Annotated in this window: 23 protein-coding genes; 10 read left to right on the forward strand and 13 right to left on the reverse strand. The window is 26.6% G+C overall.

Annotated features, from left to right (window positions below; all coding sequences use genetic code 11):
• The 5 genes from NG904_RS13770 to NG904_RS13790 form a co-directional block, all read right to left on the reverse strand.
• On the reverse strand, nt 1-211 hold a 211-nt coding region (locus NG904_RS13770), incomplete at its 3' end, for an FAD-dependent oxidoreductase (protein WP_353846066.1).
• Between the two features lie 23 nt (nt 212-234).
• The gene (locus tag NG904_RS13775) at nt 235-951 is read right to left on the reverse strand and encodes a metallophosphoesterase family protein (RefSeq protein WP_252232106.1); all 717 of its coding nucleotides are present in this window, start codon (nt 949-951) and stop codon (nt 235-237) included.
• Between the two features lie 103 nt (nt 952-1054).
• Nucleotides 1055-2800 (reverse strand): arsenical pump-driving ATPase, encoded by a 1746-nt coding sequence (gene arsA, locus NG904_RS13780; RefSeq protein WP_252232108.1) that lies wholly within the window; start codon nt 2798-2800, stop codon nt 1055-1057.
• A 20-nt stretch (nt 2801-2820) separates the two neighbouring features.
• The gene (arsD, locus tag NG904_RS13785) at nt 2821-3189 is read right to left on the reverse strand and encodes an arsenite efflux transporter metallochaperone ArsD (protein WP_252232110.1); all 369 of its coding nucleotides are present in this window, start codon (nt 3187-3189) and stop codon (nt 2821-2823) included.
• A 14-nt stretch (nt 3190-3203) separates the two neighbouring features.
• Complete coding sequence (locus NG904_RS13790) at nt 3204-3521, reverse strand: ArsR/SmtB family transcription factor (RefSeq protein ID WP_252232112.1); 318 nt, start codon at nt 3519-3521, stop codon at nt 3204-3206.
• A gap of 257 nt (nt 3522-3778) precedes the next feature.
• Here NG904_RS13790 and NG904_RS13795 point away from each other — a divergent pair, with 257 nt between their 5' ends.
• Nucleotides 3779-4003 carry a DUF1659 domain-containing protein gene (locus tag NG904_RS13795; protein WP_252232114.1) on the forward strand — a complete coding sequence of 75 codons (225 nt, stop codon included), beginning with the start codon at nt 3779-3781 and terminating at the stop codon, nt 4001-4003.
• A gap of 36 nt (nt 4004-4039) precedes the next feature.
• The gene (locus NG904_RS13800; protein ID WP_252232116.1) at nt 4040-4258 is read left to right on the forward strand and encodes a DUF2922 domain-containing protein; all 219 of its coding nucleotides are present in this window, start codon (nt 4040-4042) and stop codon (nt 4256-4258) included.
• A gap of 79 nt (nt 4259-4337) precedes the next feature.
• Here the strand turns inward: NG904_RS13800 and NG904_RS13805 are convergent, their stop codons facing one another.
• From NG904_RS13805 to NG904_RS13815, 3 genes are all read right to left on the reverse strand, one after another.
• Nucleotides 4338-5588: a phage replisome organizer N-terminal domain-containing protein gene (locus NG904_RS13805; protein ID WP_252232118.1), complete on the reverse strand. Its 1251-nt coding sequence runs from the start codon at nt 5586-5588 to the stop codon at nt 4338-4340.
• Between the two features lie 227 nt (nt 5589-5815).
• Complete coding sequence (locus tag NG904_RS13810) at nt 5816-5974, reverse strand: hypothetical protein (RefSeq protein ID WP_154694873.1); 159 nt, start codon at nt 5972-5974, stop codon at nt 5816-5818.
• A 173-nt stretch (nt 5975-6147) separates the two neighbouring features.
• Nucleotides 6148-6357 (reverse strand): helix-turn-helix domain-containing protein, encoded by a 210-nt coding sequence (locus tag NG904_RS13815; protein WP_061307073.1) that lies wholly within the window; start codon nt 6355-6357, stop codon nt 6148-6150.
• Between the two features lie 166 nt (nt 6358-6523).
• On the opposite strand from NG904_RS13815, the gene NG904_RS13820 reads away from it, so the two are divergent.
• The 8 genes from NG904_RS13820 (at nt 6524) to NG904_RS13855 (ending at nt 13928) form a co-directional block, all read left to right on the forward strand.
• Nucleotides 6524-6988, forward strand: a complete 465-nt coding sequence (locus tag NG904_RS13820; protein WP_061307072.1) for a hypothetical protein — start codon at nt 6524-6526, stop codon at nt 6986-6988.
• 68 nt (nt 6989-7056) lie between these two features.
• A complete protein-coding gene (locus NG904_RS13825; RefSeq protein ID WP_252232120.1) occupies nt 7057-7518 on the forward strand; it encodes an ImmA/IrrE family metallo-endopeptidase in 462 nt (153 codons plus the stop codon).
• A 1008-nt stretch (nt 7519-8526) separates the two neighbouring features.
• Complete coding sequence (locus NG904_RS13830) at nt 8527-10236, forward strand: recombinase family protein (protein ID WP_252232122.1); 1710 nt, start codon at nt 8527-8529, stop codon at nt 10234-10236.
• Nucleotides 10237-10243: 7 nt separating this feature from the next.
• Nucleotides 10244-11026: an ABC transporter substrate-binding protein gene (locus tag NG904_RS13835; RefSeq protein ID WP_252232164.1), complete on the forward strand. Its 783-nt coding sequence runs from the start codon at nt 10244-10246 to the stop codon at nt 11024-11026.
• 19 nt (nt 11027-11045) lie between these two features.
• Complete coding sequence (locus NG904_RS13840; RefSeq protein ID WP_252216733.1) at nt 11046-11813, forward strand: ABC transporter ATP-binding protein; 768 nt, start codon at nt 11046-11048, stop codon at nt 11811-11813.
• Nucleotides 11806-12606 carry an ABC transporter permease gene (locus NG904_RS13845; RefSeq protein ID WP_252216735.1) on the forward strand — a complete coding sequence of 267 codons (801 nt, stop codon included), beginning with the start codon at nt 11806-11808 and terminating at the stop codon, nt 12604-12606. The genes NG904_RS13840 and NG904_RS13845 overlap by 8 nt, the downstream gene beginning before the upstream one ends.
• Nucleotides 12607-12844: 238 nt before the next feature.
• Nucleotides 12845-13231: a CidA/LrgA family protein gene (locus tag NG904_RS13850; RefSeq protein ID WP_252216738.1), complete on the forward strand. Its 387-nt coding sequence runs from the start codon at nt 12845-12847 to the stop codon at nt 13229-13231.
• Nucleotides 13215-13928 (forward strand): LrgB family protein, encoded by a 714-nt coding sequence (locus NG904_RS13855; RefSeq protein ID WP_252216741.1) that lies wholly within the window; start codon nt 13215-13217, stop codon nt 13926-13928. Before NG904_RS13850 ends, NG904_RS13855 begins: the two co-directional genes overlap by 17 nt.
• 251 nt (nt 13929-14179) lie before the next feature.
• Here NG904_RS13855 and NG904_RS13860 read toward each other — a convergent pair whose 3' ends face one another.
• The 5 genes from NG904_RS13860 to NG904_RS13880 form a co-directional block, all read right to left on the reverse strand.
• Nucleotides 14180-16336, reverse strand: a complete 2157-nt coding sequence (locus tag NG904_RS13860; RefSeq protein WP_252216744.1) for a type IA DNA topoisomerase — start codon at nt 16334-16336, stop codon at nt 14180-14182.
• Nucleotides 16337-16485: 149 nt separating this feature from the next.
• Entirely contained in the window at nt 16486-16986 is a 501-nt protein-coding gene (locus NG904_RS13865; protein ID WP_252232124.1) for a TspO/MBR family protein, read from the reverse strand.
• Between the two features lie 157 nt (nt 16987-17143).
• On the reverse strand, nt 17144-19168 hold the full coding sequence (locus tag NG904_RS13870) for a sensor histidine kinase (RefSeq protein WP_252232126.1): 2025 nt from the start codon (nt 19166-19168) through the stop codon (nt 17144-17146).
• Nucleotides 19161-21059 carry a sensor histidine kinase gene (locus NG904_RS13875; protein WP_252232134.1) on the reverse strand — a complete coding sequence of 633 codons (1899 nt, stop codon included), beginning with the start codon at nt 21057-21059 and terminating at the stop codon, nt 19161-19163. The genes NG904_RS13870 and NG904_RS13875 overlap by 8 nt, the downstream gene beginning before the upstream one ends.
• 289 nt (nt 21060-21348) lie before the next feature.
• Nucleotides 21349-23631, reverse strand: coding sequence for a YhgE/Pip domain-containing protein (locus NG904_RS13880; RefSeq protein WP_252232136.1), 2283 nt, complete (start codon nt 23629-23631; stop codon nt 21349-21351).
• Nucleotides 23632-23636 lie beyond the last annotated feature (5 nt).

The following is a 23636-nucleotide window of genomic DNA, read 5'->3' on the forward strand; positions in this document are numbered from 1 at the left end:
TGTATTTCTTTTTAAAAAATAAAGGATTCCTTGGAGTAAGTTCATCAAGCTCTTTAATTCCTCCACCTATATAATATGGCAAGCCACAACCTGAATAAGATATATCTTTATCTCTTTCGTATATTACTATTTCAGCAAAATCATCATTTCTTCTTGCCTTGGCTGCTGCAGATGTTCCTGCTGCTACTGCTCCTATAACTATTATTCTCATTTTATTACCTCCAAAATAGTTTTTTAAATGCCTTTTCTTAACATAGATATTAAATCATTAGAAATCATTCTATTACATTCTATATCCTTAATCATTAATTCCACGTCATACTCTACTTTTTCTATAGTACATTTAACACTACCATTTAAAATATCAACAATTACATAAGTTCCCAAAGACTCTCCATGTTTAGGTTTTCCAATAGAACCTGAATTTATAAAATATTTATTATTAATTTTTTTAAAATATGGTATATGTGTATGTCCACAAATAATAACATCTTCATTTACTAATTTTCCTATATTAGCTAAACAGTTATCATTACCATATACATATTCATCTATCAAAAATGGACTTCCATGTACAACTACTATTTTTATACCTTCATGCTCAATACATAGCTTATTCATTAATGCTTTTAGGTAATCTCTATTTTCATCAGATATAATCCAATTAGTGAAGGCTAGCGATGCACTCTTTTGAATCTCTAAATCTGCCATTTTATTAATGATTTCTGTACTTATCTTATTGCACTCTGATATATATTTATCATGATTTCCTTTAACTACAATTACATTATTTTTTCTAATTAATTTAATAACTTCATTAGGGTAAGGCATATATCCAACTAAATCTCCTGTTGAAATAATAAAATCAACATTTTTATTATTTATATCAATTAAAGCTTTTTCTAAAGCATATTTATTTCCATGGATATCTCCAATAACAGCAAACTTCATTATTAAGCTCCTTTTAAACGTCATTTTGTAAAATTTGTCCACCACAACACCAATTATTGTGGTGAAATAATTGAAATGACAATAAATTCAATTATTTTTATAACTAATTTAATAGTTCTTTAAGCTTATTTCCTTTTACTTCTTCAGCTTTCCATTCAATTATTGCAAAATTTCCATTTGATATTTTATCCACTTCATTTATCCATTTTATTTCATTGCTAGATTTAGCTTTCAATATCTCATTACTAGTGTTTGTAGCATAAAGACTTGAGTTAATCACCCACCACTTACTGTTTATATCGGCTCTATTTAAGTCTTTTTGTAATCTCACCGCTTCAAATACAGGCGTAGTTTCAGCTAAAGTTACAATTATAACTTCTGTTTGTTTTTGATCTCTTAACTTTGGCAAAAGTTTTTTAACCGACTTCGGTATATCTCCTTCTGATCTTTGTATCTCTCTATGATAACTTTCTGTTGAATCTAAAAGTAATAGAGTATGACCAGTTGGTGCAGTATCAATAACTACAACCTCATTTTCAGACCTTTCAACTATATCTGCAAAAGCTCTAAAGACTGCAATTTCTTGAGTACAAGGTGATCTTAAATCTTCCTTTACATACTCAATGTCAGCTTCACTCATAGTTTCTCTTGCCTTATTAAGAACTTCTTCTTGATACTTTAAAAGTTCTTCTTTTTCATCAATACTGCTTAAAGTTATTCCAAAACCTTCATCAACAACAAATTTTAAATGTGCTGCTGGATCTGTAGTTGTTAAATGAACTTTCTTACCTCTTTTTGCAAGACCAATAGCAATAGCTGCAGCAATAGTTGTTTTACCAACTCCACCTTTTCCCATTGTAAATATCACTTTTTTATTACTATTAAATAAATCCTCTATTACATTATTTAACGTTGGAATAGAAGTTGTATTTATTAAATCTGTACTTAACTTAATATTATTTTCCTTTAATAATGATCTTACATTTTCAAGTCCTGTTATATTATAAGGTCTTAATGGTATTTCATAAGTTTTAATATTCCTTAAACCATTTGGAATATCTTTTAATGCATTTTGTTGTTTTTCATATAATGCAGTTGATAAAGCATCATCATGCCCTTGTAATACTCCATTCATAACTAATATTTGATTTTGCACACCAATATCTTTAAGTTCATTAGATGCTCGTTCTGCTTCTTTTAATGGAGATGGCTCAGGTCTAGATACAAGAATAAGTGTAGTTTTTCTATCATCTGCTAAATTAGCAACCGCATTCTTATAAACTTCCTTTTTACTTTCAAGACCTGCTAATTGCCCTAGACAAGATGCTCCATGAGTACTTTCACTAATAAAATTACTCCATGCAGATGGTAATTGAAGCATTCTTAATGTATGACCAGTTGGAGCTGTATCAAAAATAATATGATCATATTCATTAGCCGCTTTTTCATCAGTAATAAAACCTGAGAATTCATTAAAAGCTGCAATTTCTACTGTACATGAACCTGAAAGTTGCTCTTCCATATTATTTAATACTGCTTCTGGTAATTTTCCTCTATATGGTCCTATAACACTTTCTTTATATTCAGCTGCTGCATGTTCTGGATCAAAATTAGCAACTACTAAATTAGGAACTTCATTTATTTGCACTCCCTTATTATTAAGTTCAGTATTAAATACATCCTGAAGATTAGATGCTGGATCTGTACTTATAAGCATTATCTTCTTCCCTTCATCTGCTAAAGATACTGCTGTTGCACAAGCTGTTGAAGTCTTACCTACTCCACCTTTTCCAGTGAAAAATAAATATTTAGTTAAATTTATATCTTTTATATCAAACCCTTTATACATTCATATCACTCCTTATTAATTTAACAACATCCGCCCTTACATCCACATCCATTAGGTCTTTTTATATTTGCTTTTAAATACTCTGATGGAATTTCTAATAATCTACAGAATTCCTCATTAGTTGGGTAAGATCCTACCTTAACTATTTTTCCATTAACCATAGTTACTGGAAGTACACTTATTCCCTTCTTCATTAATACTTCATTTATAATTTTATTATCTACAAATATTTGTGGATTACTTGTTAGATTGTATCTTTCAACTAATATTCCTTTACCATTTAAATTATTTATTATTGTTGATACTCTTAATAATTCTGGATTTACTGAAGGTCCACATACACCAGTTGAACAACACATAGCTGGATCAAATATAATCATTTTTTTCATATTAATTCACTCCTTTATTTGCATTCATATTTTGTTTTATCATTGCAAATACAGTCATCTGTATTTGCAATGATGTTCATCAAGAATAAAATTAGATTATTGCATTTATTGATATTCAAACAGTAGTAATTCCAAGATCCTTCTTTTCTAACATTTACTATTTCACAATCAATTAATACTTTCATATGATGAGATAATGTTGGTTGAGTAAATTTAAAATTTTTCAATATATCACATGCACATCTTTCTCCACAAGATAATATATCAATAATTTCTAATCTATTTGGATCAGAAATTGCTTTAATAATTTTGGAATTATTCTCATAGTTCAATAAACCCACCCCCAAATATAGATAATTGTCTATANNTATAGACAATTATCTATATTAAGTCAATAGTAATGTTGTAGTTAGTATACATTGTTCATATATCAATAAACATCTATCTATATATTATCTTTTTATGCAGTAACTTTAATAAATGTTCATAAAATTATTTTATTAAATAAAATTTATTTTTCTTTTGTCTTGTAATTTCTCCCCCAAATACATATATCCTATATGAAAACAAATTAAAGGAGGTAAAAATCATGGCTATTAATAAATTGCAAACTGGTTGTACTCTTTCTATTGAGGTGCAAAAAGGAGAAGACAAACTTGGAGATCCAATTTACACTAAGAAGAATTTCTCTAATGTAAATCCAAAGAAAACACCTGATGAAGTATTTGAAGTTGCAGAAGAAATTGAAAAAACCTTAGCTGCTGACTGTAGAAATTTCTTTATAACTGATACTTCTAAGCTAATGAGTGAATAATTTCAAATTAACAAATTAAAAAGGAGGTAAATCAATATGGAATACATTTTATCAATGACATTCGTAAATCAAGCTGATTCTAAAACAACACTTACTATAAGTGGTGTTAAGCCAGATATATCAGCAGAAGAAGTAAAAGCTTTAATGGAGCTTATCGTTGAAAAGGAATTCTTCTTAACAAGCAAAGGCTTGCTTACTAACGCATCTGCTGCTCAATTAACACAAAGAGAAATCACAAAATTTGAAGTAAAATAATGTCACCTTAATTTAACAATTTTTCTTTCTATTATAAAAATTCCCATGTATAAGTTTAAGCTTGTACATGGGAATTTTACTATACCTGCTCTTTACCCTCCCATCCAAGTAATTTCTTCTCCAAAGAATCATAATCATATTTTCTTGCTTCAAAATTATCAAATTTTAAGTTTGAGCTATTTTTAGTAACTCTTCTCTTATAATTCTTATCATCACTTGGATAGCCTTCCCTTTTCCAATTTTTAAGTATGCCATTAATGTAATTTGTATTATCCTTATTAAGCTCTAATGCTTTATTAATTGCCATCTTAACATTATCAAACCCATGTATAGATATGGCTAACTTAATATAACCTAAGTTAAGTCCACCTATTATTCCAGTCATACCCTCATAATACTTAAGTAGCTCTGTTGCACTATCTAAAAGCTCATCTATAGCTTTTTTATTACCAGCAACAGGTTTAACTTCACAATCTTTTCTCACCTGTGAATCTTTATTATTAGCCTCTTCTAACTCATCCTTAAAGCTAATCTGTTCTTTAAAAAAATCATCATTCTCAAAGTTTTTGCTTTTATCTTCTAAGTTTTCATCACTAAGCTTATTATTTCTACTTCTACATTTGCTACTCTCACTATTATTATCCTCTAAGTTTTTATCATCTATCTCATTGTTCTTAACCTTGCTTTCATTCTCTGCCTTATTTTCTTCTTCAGTCTTTTTCTTACTCTCTCTCTTATTCTTTATCTTCTTCTTATTCTGATTCTTACTCTCTCTCTTATTCTCTTTCGTTACTGTAACGTTATTTTTATTTTGCATAACGTTACTTTTTAATTCAGTAACGTTACTGTTAACTTCTTCTGAATTTTGGACAGACTTATCCCCATTACAATCCAAAATTTCTGTCTCTTCATTTTTCTTAACCTTAACTGGCTCTTTAAGTTGCTTTTTCTTATCTCTAAAATTCCTTGCCCTTATTTTATTTTGTTCCCTAACTCTTTCCATGCCCTCAACATTTTGATGTTTTTCCCAATTAATAATCTTAATAAGATTATCCTCATCAACCTCTATCATTCTAAAATCTTTTAAAGTCTTTAATGCTAATCTAATAGAAGTTAACGGTCTACAAAAAATTGTAGATAACATTTCATCCGTATATGGAATATTCTCCCCTAAAAATATAAACCCATTAGAATTAGTTTTGCCTGCTTGTACTAATAATCTAATCCACACATAATGAATAGTGTCTCTTTCAGGCATAGCATCTATTAATCTGATTTTTTCATCCTCAAACATATTAGTAGTTATCTTAATCCACTTAATATCTGCCACTACTTTCACACTCCCATAAATAAACTCATGCATTTTTATGATATTAATATGATATTATTAGGAACCTTAAGTGAGAGATTAAAAACTCTCTTTGCTGCTGATTAGCCAAAATACATAAGTTATAAATATAATTTTTACTTATAAATTGTATCTAATAGCCAGCATCATTAATACTTTAATTATTGCTAGCCTTAGATAACAATTAATACAAAACTGAATCTTAATTTTTACCAAGTAATCTGATTATCATCCTTTAGTATATCAATGAGAGTTTCAATTTCTTTTGGTTGGAGCTTTTTAACTAATATAGAAGCCATTAATTTACTTGCCTTCTCTTCTAATGCTTTCATATCATCAGGGTAATTAATGCTGACATTTATATTCAAGCTCCATTCCCCCTTACTTAAGAACTTTCATTTAATACTATGCCACTTGATAACATTTAATTAATTACCTTTTAAATCATTAAGTATATTAAAATTCCCATGCTATTTATAAACGCTAAAATTCAATAACTTGTTTATAAAATCACTACTGTTTATTTCATGAAATAAATATATCAAAAAAATATATACTTATCATGCTTTATATGCTTATCTTCACAGTACTTAACAGCACATGCTAATACTTTTATTCCAGCATTGTTACTTCCATTAACTATCCTACATATTGTAGCTGGCGATACTCCAAGACTTCTAGCACACTTATTACAACTCCCTCCAAATTGTTCTTCTACTAATTTTTTTATCCCCTCTGACCTGATATTCATAAATTCTCCCCCTGTTTCTTATATGCAACATTTCCTGTATGCAATAATTATATACCGTTTCATTTCAACAATGCAACACTTTTTTTAATATTTTACATTTAGCTATTGCATTAATGCAACAAACACTATAAAATTAATTTATGATATTAAAAGGAGCTGGAATCTTATGTTTAATTCTGAACTACTTATTGAGCTAATAAAAAAAGCCCAAGGTGATAACAGTTTAAATAATTTTGCTAAGCAATGTGATATAAGTGCTGGCAACTTATCCAAAATATTAAATAACAAAAATAAACAAGCCCCAAAACCTGATACTTTAAGAAAAATCGCAGTTTGTTCCAACAATACTGTTTCTTATGCAGAACTTCTTGATGCTGCTGGTCATATTGAAATTAAAGAAAAAGGTGAAAATAATACTGAATCACTTTTATCTTTAAAAGATGAAAAAGACATAGAAAAAAAGATTGATGCACTAAAAGATGAATTATTAAAAAACCAAGATGGACTTATGTTATCTGGAGAACCGATGTCAGATGAAGCACTTGAAAGTTTATTAGACACATTAGCTTATGGAATGCGTCAAGCTAAAATAATAAACAAGAAATACACACCGAAAAAATATAGAAAGTAATTTTTAAATTAAGAATTACTTTCTTCACTTCACTAAAGATATCAATTTAAATTAGGGGAAATAAAAAAATGGAGGTGGATATTTTGTGCTTTGTAAGAAAAGAGTATCTAAAGCTAATAAACAAGCATAAAACAACTGATCCAATTAAATTATGTGAATTAGAAAAAATTAAGTGTGAAGAGCGTGATTTGCATTCTGAAATTAATGGTATTTATCAATATGTAGCTAGAAATAGATTTATATTTATAAATAAAAATTTAAACTCTATAAGAAAACGTTTTACATATGGTCATGAACTTGGCCATGCTGTTCTTCATACTAAGCAAAATTTCACATTTCTAAAAACTCATACATTGTTTAATGTAAGTAAATTTGAAAGAGAAGCTGATCTTTTTTCTTCATTATTGCTTATTCCAAATTTATCTAAGGATATGTTTGAAGGAAAAACAATTAAAGAAGTTGCTTTTGAGCTTAAGGTACCTGAAGAAATTTTAGAAATTAGATTAAGTATATGTGATTTTATGAAATAGTTTTTTAATTTACAATGCCATTATAATTTTTAATATAGAAATATTTTTTATTAACTATTTTAAATTAAAGATTTATTAGCTACTTTGCAAATTAATTAGTATTAGGAAATCTATTAAAGTTAACACTTGTAGCTAAGTATTAGAATAACATTTAGTTCCAGCTTCTAAATATTATCTTTTACTTAAGCTACACAATATATAGATTTTCAAAATAATTTAAAAAATTAGATTTTTAAGTACTAAATATATTAAATAAAATATTTAGTTTAACAAAATAAAGATTTTTTATTAACATATATTTTATTGATTATATGCTAAATGCCTGTTAATTTTGTTAATCTATATTACAAAATATATATATTTAACATGAGATGTATTTAAACTAATATTTCTTTAGTCCTGTCCCCTAATCATTAATTAAAAAATTATTTAATTAATAAAATAAAAAAATATATGTGAAAGCATATTGAGTCATACCCTATGACAGGATAATTGGCAAATATACTTAATTAATACATAAAAGCTGGCATTATGCAAAAAATAAGTATGTTAGTTATATTAGATAAACCTCTAAATGTATTTAAAATACTAATTTATTTCCCCTAAAAGCCAAATCTAAGTCTTACATAAAATTAAAATCATGTAAGACTTAGATTTTAACTTACCTCTTCTCCGCTTTATTTATTATTCATTTATTTTGTTACTTTAACTTTTAAATTATATTTATATTTTATTAAAATCTAATGTTTTATATATAAGCCTACATATCTAGTTTTAAATATTAAAGAACAAAATCGCTAAGGCGACTTTGGAGCCGTCGATTTTTTTTAGCCATGCGCCCTTTCCAAACGNNTTATCCACAAATTTTTTAATAATATAAATTCCTAAAGAAGAACAAATATCTTTTTAACGTCCATAAATCAATAGTAAAAATAAAAGTTTAATAATACAAGTAACAAATTAAAAATATATTTACATATGCCCATAAATCAAAATGAGGTGAAAATAATGAAAGTAGCTATTTACAGTAGAAAGTCAACATTTACTGGTAAAGGTGATAGTGTAGAAAATCAAATCCAAATGTGTAAGGATTATATGCAAAAGCTTAGAAATAGATCTAATGAGAAATATGAATTTCTTATTTATGAAGATGAAGGATTCTCTGGTGGTAATACAAATAGGCCACAATTTAAAAAACTCTTAAAAGATATTAAAGAAAAAAAATTCAAAATTTTAATTTGCTATAGATTGGACCGTATCTCAAGAAATGTATCTGATTTTTCAAATATACTTGAAACTCTTCAAATGTATGATATAGATTTTATAAGTATTAAAGAAGAATTTGATACTAGTACACCAATGGGTAGAGCAATGATTTATATTGCTTCTGTATTTGCTCAATTTGAGCGTGAAACAATAGCTGAAAGAGTTCGAGATAATATGATAGAACTTGCAAAATCAGGTAGGTGGCTTGGTGGTACTCCTCCACTTGGATATGATTCAAAAACTGTTAAATATATGGATGAAAATTTAAATGAACGTTCATTCACTAAATTATCTGAAAACAAAGAAGAATTAAAGCTTGTTAAAATTATTTTTGATAAATATTTAGAACTTAAATCTTTATCTAATCTTGAAGCCTACATGCTTGCAAATTACTATAAAACTAGACGTGGTTCAAATTTTGATAAAACATCTTTAAAAAGAATATTAACTAATACTGTTTATGTTAAATCTAGTGATGAAATTTTCTCATACCTTGCTGAACAAGATATGACTGTAGTTGGAACTCCTGACAGTGTTCATGGAATATTAACTTATAATAAGCTCAAAAGTAATTATACTAGAGATGGTAATTTTTCAAGATCTTTTAGAGACACTAAAGATTGGATTGCTGCTGTTAGCAAACATAAAGGAATTATAGAACCTAAAGATTGGTTAATGGTTCAAAGTATAAGGGAAGTCAATAAAGATAAATTTGTGGTTTCCTCTAGAAGTCATAACGCTCTTTTAACTGGAATTATTAGATGTAAAAAATGTGGTTCAAAACTTAGGATAGTCCACGGAGTAGTAAGTAAGAAAACTGGAAAGAGACATTTTTATTATACCTGTTCATTGAAAAAAGACTCCAAGGGTTCTAGGTGTGATAATAAAAATGGAAAGGTTGAACTTATAGATCAGATAGTTATAAATGCTATAAAGGAACTTGGTGAAAATAAACTTAATCTTATAAATAAATTGGAAAAACAACTTAAGGAAAAATCAAAGGATTTTCATGAGGTGAATGAAAAAGAAAATATAGATCATCTTATTGAGCAAAAGAAAAAACAGATAGATAATTTACTTGATAAAATATCACTTGATCCTGATTTGTCAGACTTAATTATTCCTAAACTTAAGGACTTAAAAAATGAATTAAAGGAACTTAATGATAATTCACTAAAACATAAAGATGATTTGACTAACCTAAAAGCTGAAGAAATCAATTTATCTTTCATTAAATCTTTATTGAATAAATGTTCATTAATAGATTCTCTTGAACATGATGAAATTAGGGAACTTATTAGAGGTCTAACAGAAGAGATACGATGGGATGGAGAAACTAAAGATTTGGAAATAGATACCGTTGGATCTAGAGATTCTAAGAAAAGAAGAGAATTAATGGAACCAGTTGACGAAAAAATATTGTGTTTGAGTGACAGTGGAACAAGGCGCTGATAAAGTTATGCAAGCTGTATTAAGTAATAATGCTGATATCGGATTCTGTGGTCCTGAACAAGTAATTTATATTAATAATCAGGGAAGAGAAGATTATCCTGTAGTCTTTGCTGGGCTTACACAAAAAGATGGCTCTTTCTTAGTTGGGAGAAATAAAGAAACAAAATTTGATTGGAATACATTAAGAGGAAAAGAAGTTATTGGTGGAAGACCTGGTGGAGTACCTGCTATGGCTTTAGAGTACGCTATGAAAAATAATAATATAGATCCTAAAACTGATGTTAATATGGTAACTAATATAGACTTTGCTGCTACTTCTGGTGCATTTAAAGGTGGCACTGGAGATTATGTTGCATTATTTGAACCTACTGCTTCAATGCTTGAAAAAGAAGGTAGTGGATGTATCTTAGCATCTGTTGGTGAAAATTCTGGAGTTATTCCTTATACTTGTTTCTTTGCAACTAAGTCTTACCTAGACAATAATAAGGACGTAATAGAAAAATTCACAAAAGCTATGTATAGGGGTCAACAATGGTATTTTTCTCATACTCCTGAAGAAATAGCTGACTCAATAATTCAATTTTTCCCTGGAACCGACAGAGATATAATTATAACAGTTATAAATAACTATAATAAAATAGATGCTTTAGCTCATGATCCTTCAATTAAAGAAGAAAATTTGGATAGATTGATAGATATAATTCAAGAGTATGATAAGTCATTAATTCCATCAAAACCTGATTTCAATAAAATTGTAGACAATAGTTTTGCTGAAAAAGCAACTAAATAAATGTGATTGGTGATTTGCTTTGAGCTTGCTTAAAATCTCTGATTTATCTATGAACTATCACTCACTAAAGGGTGAAACTAAAGCATTAAATAATATTAGTTTTGAAGTAAATGATGGTGAGTTTATATCAATACTAGGTCCATCTGGTTGTGGTAAATCTACACTTCTTAATATAATTAGTGGATTATTAAAAGCTTCTAGTGGATCTATACTTTATAAAGATGAAGATATAAAAAACAACTTAAATAAAATAGGATATATGTTTCAAAAAGATCATTTATTTGAATGGTTAAATGTATGGGACAATGTCTTAATTGGACTAAAAATTAAAAAACAAATTACTAAGGAAGCTGTTGAAAGAGTTAATGGGTTAGTTGAGACCTATGGATTATCAAAATTTAAAGAACATTATCCTAACGAATTGTCAGGTGGAATGAGACAAAGAGTAGCTCTAATAAGAACATTAGCACTTAACCCTGAAATACTATTTTTAGATGAACCTTTTTCCGCTTTAGATTATCAATCAAGACTTTTAGTATGTGATGATGTATTTAAAATAATAAAAAAAGAAAAGAAAACTGCAATAATGGTAACTCATGATATATCTGAAGCTATTTCTACTTCTAGTAGAATACTTGTGTTATCTAAAAGACCTGCACAGGTAAAAAAAGATGTGGATATAATGTTTTCAAAAAAAGACATCACTCCTTTTGAAAGAAGAAAAGAACCAGAGTTTAGAGGTTACTTTAATGATTTATGGAAGGAGCTTGATCAATACAATGAGTAAAGAACATGATATATATTTGAAAAAATTAAAACACAATAAAATAAAGCTTGTAATTACTAGACTTTTAATATTAGTTATTTTTATAGCACTTTGGGAAATTGCAGGTGACTTAAAATGGATTGATCCTTTCCTAACTTCTACTCCTTCTAGAATGTATAAATCGCTTGTATCTTTTTATGCTGATGGCACTTTATTGCGTCATATCTGGGTAACCTGCTATGAAACAATACTTGGCTTCACTTTAGGAACTGTTCTTGGAACAGCAATTGCCGTAATTTTATGGTGGTGTCCTTTTGCGTCTAAAGTATTAGACCCTTATTTAGTAGTATTAAATGCCTTACCTAAAGTTGCTTTAGCACCAATAATTATATTTTGGGTTGGTAATGGTACTACTGCTATAATTGTAATAGCCTTATTAATTTCTATTGTTACTACAATTATAAGTGTGTTAAGTGGATTTAATGAAATAGACAGTGATAAAATCATGCTTATGAAAACTTTTAGGGCATCTAAACTTCAAATTTTAAGACATTTAATTTTTCCTTACTCCATTCCCGTTTTTATATCAGCATTAAAAATTAACGTTGGATTGTCATGGGTTGGTGTAATAATGGGAGAATTTTTAGTAGCTAGAGAGGGTTTAGGTTTTTTAATTGTATATGGTGGTCAAATTGCCCAATTGGATATGGTTATGATGAGTATAATAATACTTTCTGTGATTGCTTTTATAATGTATGAAATAGTAGCTTTTTTAGAAAAACGTTTAATTAAAAATAAATCTTTAGAGAAATAAGTGAATTTCATGTCTAAATATTCAGATTAATTAATAATTCCGAGTTTTTTGTAGAAAAATTCACTATACTCACTCTAATAAAAGATTTTTAGAATTATTTCTGAAAATCTTTTATTATTTTGGCTTTATAAACCTTTTACTTATTGCTCAACAAGTGATAAATTATATAGGTGAACTTATTGTTTAGAAATTATATTTTTAAATTTTAAATTTAATACATAGTTTTGGGGAGGAAAAGATGAAATTATTTAAAGAAGCTTTAATTATTTTAATTATTTATTTACTAGGAGAATTTTTATCATCTTTCTTTAAATTACCTATACCCGGTAATATTTTAGGAATGATTATATTATTTTTATTACTATGCTTTAATGTAATCAAAGTTGATAATATCTCAAACGTATCAGATTTCTTACTAGATCATTTAGCATTCTTCTTTATTCCTGCTGGCGTAGGACTTATGACTTCGTTAAATATAATAAAGTCTAATTGGTTAAAATTGCTTATAGTTTGTTTATGTACAACTATAATAATTATAGCCTCTACTGGTTTAATAGTTCAATTTATATCAAAAAAATCAAAACATCAAAAAAGGGGAAGTGAAATAATTGGACATAATAATTAATAACATCTTATTTGGCTTAGTGCTTTCTTTAATCGCATTTGAAATAGGCATATTTATAAATAAAAAAACAGGTGTTGCTTTATTAAATCCATTACTTATAGCAATTGCATTTATAATATGTTTCTTATTTGCATTTAATATAGATTTTAGTACTTATAATGAAGGTGGACAATTCATTAATATGTTTTTAGGACCTTCAACAGTTGTACTAGCTGTTCCACTTTATAAGCAAATAGAATTACTTAAGAAAAATGCTGTAGCTATTTTTTCTGGAGTATTTTTAGGAAGCATTATTGGAATGTTTTCTGTAATGGGAATATCTTATTTCGTAGGATTAGATTCTACTATAATAAAATCTTTAATTCCAAAATCTGTAACAACACCAATAGGTATTGAAATAAGTAGCAACTTAGGTGGACTAGTTCCTATTACTGTACTTGCAATTATAATTACTGGAATTATGGGTGCTATATTAGGACCTGCTATATGTAAAGTATTCAAAATTAAAGATAAAGTAGCAATTGGAATATCAATTGGTACAGCTGCTCATGCTGTAGGTACTACAAAAGCTTTAGAACTTGGAGATACAGAAGGTGCTATGAGTAGCCTTTCAATTGGCGTTGCAGGTCTTATGACTGTATTTATGGCTCCATTATCTTATCACTTAGCAATATTTATGTATCATTTTATAAGATAGTTAATATAACTTATTCTTGTAAAATAACATTTTATAAAAAATAGTATCCATCTAATAAAAAAGACATTGCAAAATCAAGTGAAAATTGATTTTACAATGTCTTTTTGTAAATGACTCTGTTTTAAATATGTGTTGATATATACAATAGGTAAAGTGGCATTGTAATTGGATTTTGAGAATTCCTAAGTTCAATTACTCAGTCCATTTTATTTATTTATATATCAACACGCTACTAAAACATAGCCTTTATTTTATATAAATTCTATCATCCAATTAAAATATCCTGTTTTCTCATTTTTTTCATATCTAAAATATGCTGAAAAAGTATTTCCTTTTTTGCTCTTTAAATTTCTAAAACCTACTTTTCCATTTTTAAGTAATAAAGCAACCATTTCTTTAGAAACTTTTTTACCAAAGGATGATATATATTTATCATCTTTCCATATTGTATACTTACATCCATTTTTCCAATTTGTACATCCAAAGTTTTTTTCATTTTCAATGACTGAATTTCCACATACAGGACATTTTCCAATCTCCTCTGCACCTTCTGGAAGTTCCACTTTAAATTTAGATAAAGCTGATGTATCCTTTTTGATTTTATCAACAGCATTATTCGTAAAATCATATATCAAACTCATAAAATCAGACTTTTTAAATTTACCTTTTTCTATATCAGATAATGTGCTTTCAAGTCTTCCTGTATACTCAAGATCTAAAAGTTCTTGAACTGGAAATATTTCAACTATATTTATGCCTAATTGAGTGCATATAAGACTTTTGCCTTTAGTTCCTATGTATCCAATATCTTTAAGTTTTTTGATAGTTTCTGCTCTAGTTGCTGGAGTTCCTATACTAAATCCATTTAATATAGATTGCATCATCTCCTCAGAATCTTCTTTTCCCTCTATGCCCTTACCACAAGTTTCCATGACCCTAAGTAATGTTTTTTCTGTGTGATGCTTTGGTGGTTTTTTAGTTACTTTATTTACTTTATTTGATACTATATCTACTTTCTCATCTACATTAACCATAGGAAGTATTGTATCTTTAGTATCTATTTTTTCAACTACTCTCCATCCCTCTACAAGTTGAACTTTTCCTTTTGATATAAATTCTCCTTGTATTTCCTCATTATATGGTTTTAATCTTATCTTTGTTTCTTCAAACTCTGCAATAGGCATAAACTGCATTATAAATCTATTTTTAATAGCATTATAGACAATTTCTTCATCTTTACTAAGTCCATTTGGCTTAATATATGTTGGTGTTATTGCACTATGGCTTTCAACCTTTGAATTATCAAATACTCTTTTAGTTTTTATAAACTTAATCTCTTTTTCGTAAGGTAATCCTGTTTTTAATGTATTTAAAACTTTCCTTGCTCTGTCCTCTAAGCTCTCTTCTAAGACCACGCTTGCTGTTCTAGGATAAGTTGTATATTTCTTTTCATAAAGGCTTTGTGCAACCTTTAATACTTTGTCTGATGTCCATCCTTTATACTTACTTGTTATATATCCTTGTAAATTAGATAAGTTGAAAAGATATGGTGGATAATCTTTCTTTTTTTCAGTTTGTTTGTCTATTATAGTTGCATTAGTTCCATCTAGTAATTTTACTAAATTATCTAAAACACTTTTATCTTCAAACTTTTCTGATTCCTTTTCATAATATAACCCATCAAATTCTTCATTACTTGAATTTTTAAATGTAGAAGTTAATTTATAGTAAGTAGTAGCTTCAAAATTCTCTATTTCTTTATCTCTGTCATATATTATCTTTAACGTTGGTAATAATACTCTACCTATGTTAATAGTTTTATTTTCTTCAAATTTATACTTCAATGTACTAACAGAAGTTAAATTTATTCCAATAATCCAATCTGTCCATTGCCTTCCTATTCCTGCATCCTGCAAAAATTGCATTTCTTTATTTTCTTTTAAACTCCCCATCCCTTTTTTTACTTCATCTGGAGTCCATTCATTTAACAATAATCTGTATATTGGCTTTTGTATATTTAAATAATTAAATAATTCATCTGCAATTACTTGCCCTTCTCTATCAAAATCCGTAGCAGATATAACTCCGTCTACATCTTCTTGCTCTATTAATGACTTTATTATATTAATTTGTTTTGCAGCGCCTTTATCTTCAACTGTTCTATCAATATTATCACACTTTACCTTATATTGAAAAGATTCAGGAATAAATGGAAACTTCTCCATTCTCCATCCCTTCATATTTTCATCATAATCTTTTGCATCATATAATTGCAAAAGATGACCAAAAGCCCAAGTGATATAGTACTCTTCACCTTTAAAATAACCATCTTTTCTAGTTTTTATATTTAACGCATCTGCAATATTTTTTGCAACAGAAGGTTTTTCTGCAATAATTACCTTTGCCATGCCTTACCTCCTTAAAATCACTACTCTATTTATTATCTTTTACCAACATATATATTAACATTAAAACAAAAATAAGGCTAGCTTACTGCATTCCCGTCTGCAGCAACTAACCTTATTTTTTAGCATCTTTCTAATCCTATTAGAAAAATCTACATTTCATTTAACATCCATACATAAAAATTTAATACTCCAGCATAGGTGAGCCAAAGTAAATATGGAATAAATAACGATCCTGCAATTTTATCTTTATTATAAAATTTAATAAATGTTAAAACTGCAAAAAATAATATTATTAATAATTCAATAAAAGCTATTCCATATAATCTTAATCCAAAAAATATGAAGACCCATAAAAAATTTAATAATAGCTGTATAGAATACGTAAATATTGCTGAGCTTATATCAATCCCTCTATATTTAAGTATATATACTCTGTAACAAGCTATTCCTATTAATATATAGAGAATAGTCCATACAATAGGAAAAACACTTCCTGGTGGAGCAAAAAATGGTTTATTTAAGCTATCGTACAACTCTCCCATATATGGCATTATAACATTTATAAAACTAGCTATTATTAATGGTATTCCTATTGATAATATTAATGGTATAAGAAATATTTTTTTAGTTTTCTTTTTTTCTTCTTTCATATCAACACTCCATAATTTTAAAAAATAATACTTATCTTTTATTTAATTTATATGTTGATTTTTTTAAAATTATGTTTAATTGGTGCTACGCCATCCTTTTTTAGTGGAGAGTTGATATTTTAGAATGACATTCTTTAAGACTTTCTAAAAATATAGTTTAATCCATATATATATCTGAAAATTCTATATCTACTTTTTCTTCTATATTATTAATTTCTAAATCACAATTTACATCTGAAGAATTAACATCACATGCAATGGGAAAGTTTATTACAAATAGATTTTCTTTTTCATCTAACTCTAAAGCAAGCTCTCCCCCTTGTAATTCTGTCAATGATTTACTTAAGAATAAACCTAAACCACTTCCCTCTTTAGGTCTATTGAAAGATTTATTTATTCTTGTAAATTTATCAAATATATGAGGTATTGTGTCTTCATCAATTCTATTTCCGTTATTCTCAATTTTTATTGTAACTAAATTGCTTTCTTCTATGCCTATAGTCACATTTATATGGCTACCTTTTTGTCCATATTTTACAGAATTCGAAATAATATTTAATACAATTCTTTCAATCATATCTTTATCACATTTTACATATATCTCTTCTTTTTCTGAATCAAATATTAAACCTATTTCAGCTTTATTTATATATTTATTACATGCAATAGTTATATTTTCAACTACTTCAACAATATTATAAATTTTAAAATCTGGTTTAAGATATCCCTCTGACACTCTATTTGTGTCTATAAAATTATTGATAGTCCTTATTAGTCTTAAGGAATTCTGTCTTATTATTTCATTATTTTTACTTACATTATCAACTTTTTTCTGCTTTAAATAAATCTCATTAAGTTGTATCGCTGAATATATTAAATTTATTGGAGTACGTAATTCATGAGAAATATTAGAGAAAAACTGATTTTTTAATTCCTCTTCTTTTAAATACTTTTCTAGTTGATTTTTCATAGCTTTAGTCTTATTTAATTCAGTTACATCATGTGCATATAATAACTTATTATTTTCATCTATATCTATTATAAATAGAGTTACCACTATATCAGCATTTTTTAATTTAAGATCACTTATACATATTTCTTTTTCATTACTATGATATAAATTAAAATTGAAATTTTCTAAAATAAATTTTTCTAAACTAATTCCTATAATATTTTCCTTATTTATATCATTTAATAATTTTAATCCTGCTTTATTTATATATTGTAATTTATTCTTCGAAAATAAAAGTACACCATCATATACAGAATCTATCAATTTATTATAATTGCTCTCACTTTTTTCTATCATTATATTGGTATCATTTAATATTCGATTACGCTTCTTTAATGTTCTATGCAACTCTAAATTCACTTCATGAGTTCGTTCTAAATTCACTTTCATATTTTTCATTGGCTCATTAATCATATAATTTACTATACCCTTAAATAACATATAAAATGCTAATAATTTCACTCCCCCAGCTATTACAATTAACTTGTTAGTACCAATTAAGATTGTGCTAACTATATATGTTAAATACCTTAAAATTACATATAACTTTAAATTTTCAATGAAATCTTCACTTGTTAAACTTTTGTAATTTCCTAAAGTCTTTATCATATATAAAATCACATAACTAATTACAATTATACTCACTATAGAAAAAATAATTGAAATTTTTGTATTTATATATATATACTTATGAACACTGCAATTCATTATTATGAACGTTATAATAAATATACCTAAAAAAATTGGTATTGTTTTTTTCAAATCTTCTTTTTTATTAATAAAGTAAAAACCTAAACATTGTAATATTATTTCAAAATAATATATTATAACTCCTAAACATATATACTGGGTATTTGAAGCAATATCAAAATTTAAAATTAACCTTGATAATTTTAATGACAAAATTAACCCTACTAAAAGAAGTTCAAATGATATATACTCAATAAATAAATTTTTGATTGTATTTTCTTTAATAAAACATATGTAACAAATTGCTAATACAATTGATAAATATATTAATGTATTGACCAACAAATACAATTTATATTGTTTACTAATATAAAAATATAAATTGTAAATTAAGTATATTATAAATTCAATAGATAAAATTTTAATTTTTGTACCTGATTTTAAACTAGACAGATTTAAATCTTGTTGAATCTTACTCATCTAAATTCTCCTTTGGAAATATTATTGTTATCTTTGTGCCCTGTCCTAGTTTACTTTTTATTTCAATTGTACCTGACTGTAGTTCAACTAATTTTTTAACAACAAATAATCCTATGCCTGTCCCATTTTTAGATTTTATCGAATATTTATCCATTGAATACTTACAAAAAGCTTGTTTTATAAACTCCTCATTCATACCTGCTCCATTATCCATTATAGATATTTTTACGCTATCTTCTTTATCTAATATGTCAATTATTATTTTTCCATCACTTGGAGTAAACTTTATTGAATTAGATATTAGATTTAAAATTATTCTTTGTAAAAATTCATAATCTAAATTTAAATAACTTTCTTCAGTGTTAGTATTAAATATTATCTCTACATTGTTGCTTTGTGCATAATCTACAAGAGATGTAACTATGTCTTCTGTTGTTTCAACAACATTAATTTTTTCTAAATTAGGCATCAAAAAATTTGAATTTATTTTTGACATATCAATTAAGTTATTAGTTAACTTTATAAGTGATATACAATTCATTTTAGATATAGAATTATATTTTTTTAATGATTTTATATCGTTTTTATTAGTATATATTCGTTGTACTTGTATAGATGAATATATAACATTTATAGGTGTTTTTAAATCATGACTTATGCTAGATAAAAATTCTGTTCTTATTCTTTCTTCAACCATTCTACTTTCAACTTCTTTTTTTATCTCTTCTGTTAATACTTTAGATGTGTTATCTTCTATTAAAATTAAATCTTCCATTTTATCTTTATACATTGACAAAAATTTAGCATTAACAAACCTTTCCTCAGTCTTAGAACTTAAAATAGCATTGAAACTCAGATCGTTATCATTATTAGATGTAACAAAATGTATATACTTATTTATTTTTTTATTTATCACATCTCTAACATTTTTTATATCTACTAAATTTAAGAAAGCTTTATTTGCAAATAATATTCTATTATTTTCTAAACTAATCAATATTATTGGATGAGGCATAAATCTAAAAAATGTCTCATATAAATACTCCTTATTCCTTAAATTTAGTATAGATGTTTCCAACTCTTTATTTTTTATAAATATATCTTCAGATAATTCATCCAATATTTTATTTTTTTTATTTAATGATTCTGCTAATTCCTTATAAGGATTTCTCATAAAATTCTTAAAAAACATACTAAAAAATATATTAAATACACTTAAAAATAATATTTCTCTAAGTCTTAATAAATTTCCATTTAGGGGATACATAAATAAACTAAAAAAACTTGCTATTGGGATTAATGCTACTAATACTAAATAAGTATTTATATTAAATTGATTGTATGATCTTGAATCATTATTAACAAAAATTTTATATATTAAAAAGCATTCAATGCAGCTTAAAAACACTACTATTGATATTATGTCAAATATCTTATAGTATAAAACTAAATTTAAGATAATAAAAATTTTTAAAACAATATATATAATATAACTTTTTTCTTCTGTTTTATGATTATATTCTATAGTCTTAAAACCAAAATATAATTCAAATAATATAATAAAATTAGTGAGTATTTCAGTACTGTAGCTACTACGTGGTGCAACCTGAATACTATGTCCAAATAAAATCACATAAACAAGACAATATATATACATATAAATATAATTGTATTTGTTATGATTATACAAATGAAATACTTGTTTTGATAAAATACTAAATATAATCATACCAACTAAATAATAAATTCTAAAAGCTATAATTACTTGATTAAACTTCCATCTAAAAATTAAATTAGCTAAAAAATAAATCGCTAATGTAGCTAAACAAATTTTAAATATATTTTTTTCATCTATCGATATAATATTTATCTTTTTTCTATAATTATCCATAAAAATCACCTTTAATATTAATTTTACTGTATTGTACTGTAAATGTACATAATTATTTGTTATTTTTTACATATATAACTTTTTTTGTTGATATTTAAATAATCGTAATATTTTTACCATTCTTAAATACACACTTTTCACATTTAAATTTCCATTTAATAAATAGAAACGTTTTCTTTTATCCTATATTTAAATTTTAATTATTTTATCAGTATAGTCATTTACAATTTAACACATAAATAAGAGATGAAAAACCAATAATTAGTTTTTCATCTCTTAATAACTGATTCTAATGTCTTAGTATACCACTTTCAGCTAATTTCCCCATAAGTTTAGCTGTTGTTTTATTTAATAGTCCCTTTAATAATACTCCACAAATTAATGCTCCTACCATATATACACTTAATATTATAGTGTCTTTAATTAATATAGGATATACTATCCCAGCCATTATTTGTCTCATACCATTTATAGCATATGTGAATGGTAAATAGGGATATATTTTTTGGAATAATACTGGTGTAACTTCTATTGGAAAGTTACCACTAGTCCCCGCAATTTGTAATACTAATATTACTACTATAACAGCCTTTCCTGCATCATCTAACAGGCTTCCTGCAGTATATATCACAGTCATAAATACTACACTAACAAATATGGAATAAAAAATATACATTGCTGGATGCAATGAATAACTCCCTAATATCCAAATTGCACCTGTGCTTGCAACTAAAGCTTGACATACTGCAAGTGATAAAAACATTAATAACTTTCCTAAATACATTTGATAAGGCTTAATTAGAGTTCCATCTTCAAATTCATGTACTTCTAATGATAATAAAGCTGATGCTAATAATCCCCCAACCCATAAACATAGCACTGTATAAAATGGTGTAGCAGTTGAACCATAGTTAGGCCATGGAAATAACCTATTATCTTCAATCTCGACTGGACTAGACATAAATGCACTTTGAGAATCCCAATCATTAGTTATCATGTCCAGTAGTTCATCTATTTGATCTTTTTCATCTACTGCTTTAAGTTTATGTGCTAGCTTATGTACTTTATCTTGTATATCCGGAAATTTATCTTGTAACTTTACTAATTGCTCATTAGATAAATTAGTTATTTCAGTAAAATCTCCTAATAAATTTTCAACATCTGGTAATATTCCTTTTCCTTGCTCTAATAATACTAATCCACTATCAGATATTTCTCTAATTGATTTAAATCCATCCTCAATAACTGGTACAAGTTCTGAATCATAATTATCTACTAAATTTGCTACTAATGAATGAATGTCATCTAGTATTTTTCTTGTATCAGTTAATGCTTGAATATCTATTCCATCAGTATCTATTTTTTCTATTTCTTCCTTAGATCTATCAATTACCACATCAAGCCTATCATAAATTAAATCTAATTTATCAATTACCCTATCAACTTTCTTATTTACATTCTTTAAATCTTTTTGTATTCCTTGTAAATATTTTAATTCTTTATTATCTTTTTTACTTTGATTTGGATCTTCTATCTCATTATCTTCAGATTCTTTTAATTTTATTTCAATATTGCTTATTTTATCTATGTGTGACTTTATAGTTTTTAAGTCATACTTAGCAGTCTTAACTATTTTCTGTAAGTCTTTTGATGAATCCGATAAAGCTATAAAAGTTTTTCTAGCAACATCTGGCAATACTTTTTCATCAATATTTGCTAAGGTTACGTTTAAAGCATCTAATGAATTTTCACCATTTACAAGTTCTTCTTCTATTAATGGAGATAAATCTGAAAGATTTCCTTCTATTTCATCTAAATAGTACTGGTTGCTATCTATAAGTTCTTTAGTTGCATCTATACTATCATAAACCACTGGAATCATTTCCTCAGATTTTTTTATTAATTCTGAAGTATTTACAGTTCCTTCTATTGAATCATCTAACAAGTCTTTTATTTCTGGCATATTTTCATCTAATTCATATATTCCATCAATCATTCTTCTAAGATGTTCCCTATTGTTTTCTATATCTATTCCCACTTCATTACAAGCTCTAAACATTGCTCCTGATACAGTTCTAGTTATATTATCATCAAGCTGTCCTTTTAATGTTTTTACTCCTGCATCAGTCATTTTAGGCGCTATTGTATTTTTCTTTTCATTTACCGTATATATTAGTTTAGGCTTTTCAACATCTTTTTCAACTAATGTGGTAAGATCTTTTGAAAAGTTTTCTGGTATTTCAATAGTTGCATAGTATTTTTCTTCTAACAATCCTTTTTTTCCAGTTTCTTTATCAACGAATGACCAACCCATTTTATCATTTTCTTCTAACTTTTCTATTAATTCTTCACCCAAATTTATATCTTTCTCTTTAAATACAGTTCCTTTATCATCATTGATTATAGCTATTTTAATTCCCTTTGTGGCTCCATATGGATCCCATGATGCTTTTATATTTATTAATGAATATAAGGATGGAACTATTATAAGCACTACAATCATGATTAACGCTGCCCAATTAGTTGCTATCGTAACTATATCTCTTTTGTAAATTCTAAATATATTTCTCATATTTA

Origin of the sequence: Clostridium sp. ZBS15 (assembly GCF_023845705.1) — a bacterium.
In the GTDB taxonomy this organism is placed as follows: Bacteria; Bacillota; Clostridia; order Clostridiales; family Clostridiaceae; genus Clostridium; species Clostridium aquiflavi.